Raw genomic sequence first — 1060 nt, 5'->3', positions numbered from 1 at the left:
TTCACCCGTGCCGGAGCCATTGGTTGATGGCGGCGATGTGGACGGTGGCTTGGTAGCGGACGGCGAGTTTGTCGTATCGGGTTGCCACAGCCCGGTTTTCCTTCAGCTGGGCGATCCCGCATTCGACGGCATGGCGGAGCTTGTAGTCCTCGAGATCGAACGCTGGTGGCCGGCCACCAGCGGAACCTTTGTTCTTCCGGTGGGCGGCCTGGTCGGTTTTCACCGGGATCGTGGTCTTGATCCCGCGCTGGCGCAGGTGAGCGCGGTTGGCGCGCGAGGAGTACGCCTTGTCGGCACGCACCCGGTCCGGGCGTGTGCGAGGTCTTCCGGGCCCGGTCCGGGGCACCGAGATACCGTCGAGCACTGCCTCGAACTGCGGGCTGTCGCCACGCTGACCAGCGGTGATGACGATCGACAAGACTTTACGGCCTTGCTCGGTGGCCAGATGGGTTTTCGTGGTCCAGCCGCCGCGGGAGCGTCCGAGCGCGTGATCGGCGGGTTCGGTGTCGACCCCGCCGGGTGGCTCTGCCTGCCCGTCGCCATCGCGGCGGGCACCGGCAGCATGTCGATGCGCCCGGGTGGTCGTGGAGTCCACACTCACCTCCCACACGATCCGGCCCGCGGCGTCGGCGGCGGTTTGCTGGCGTTTCAGGATCAACACCCAGATCCCGGCGCGCTGCCAGCGGCGGAACAGCCCGTACACCGTCTGCCACGGTCCGTAGTGTTCGGGCACGTCCCGCCATGGGGCACCGACGCGGACTCGCCATCGGATGCCGTCGATCAGCTGCCGTTTCGTCCACTTCGGCGGGCGGCCCGCCTTCTTGCCCCGAGGCAGCAACGGGATCAGCCGCGCCCATTCGGCGTCGGTCATGTCCGCCCGCCTCGTCACCACTACGCTGGTCACGAGGTCTCCGGTATTCAGGTTTTGCTTGGTCGCTAACCCATCTACCGGAGACCTCGCCACATCCGGCCATCGACATGCCCACGCGGGCAGGCGATCCCAGTCACAGACAACAGTTGGGGGCGCCCCCAACTACCTCACTTTCGAAACACTGCCTAG

Annotated in this window: 1 protein-coding gene; it reads right to left on the bottom strand. The window is 67.1% G+C overall.

Annotated elements, in window-relative coordinates:
• Window position 1: 1 nt before the first annotated feature.
• The gene (locus NS3_RS28125) at window positions 2-871 is read right to left on the bottom strand and encodes an IS5 family transposase (protein ID WP_174550531.1); all 870 of its coding nucleotides are present in this window, start codon (window positions 869-871) and stop codon (window positions 2-4) included.
• Between the last annotated feature and the right edge of the window lie 189 nt (window positions 872-1060).

Origin of the sequence: Nocardia shimofusensis NBRC 100134, assembly GCF_001613125.1 — a bacterium.
GTDB classification, from domain to species: domain Bacteria; phylum Actinomycetota; class Actinomycetes; order Mycobacteriales; family Mycobacteriaceae; genus Nocardia; species Nocardia shimofusensis.
The sequence above is the reverse complement of the archived record's forward strand: the minus strand, read 5'-3'. Positions and strand labels throughout refer to the sequence as shown.

What these genes read in the sequence shown, in the direction of transcription:
- NS3_RS28125 (WP_174550531.1), bottom strand. Translation starts at nt 871, where the DNA reads ATGACCGACGCCGAATGGGCGCGGCTGATCCCGTTGCTGCCTCGGGGC.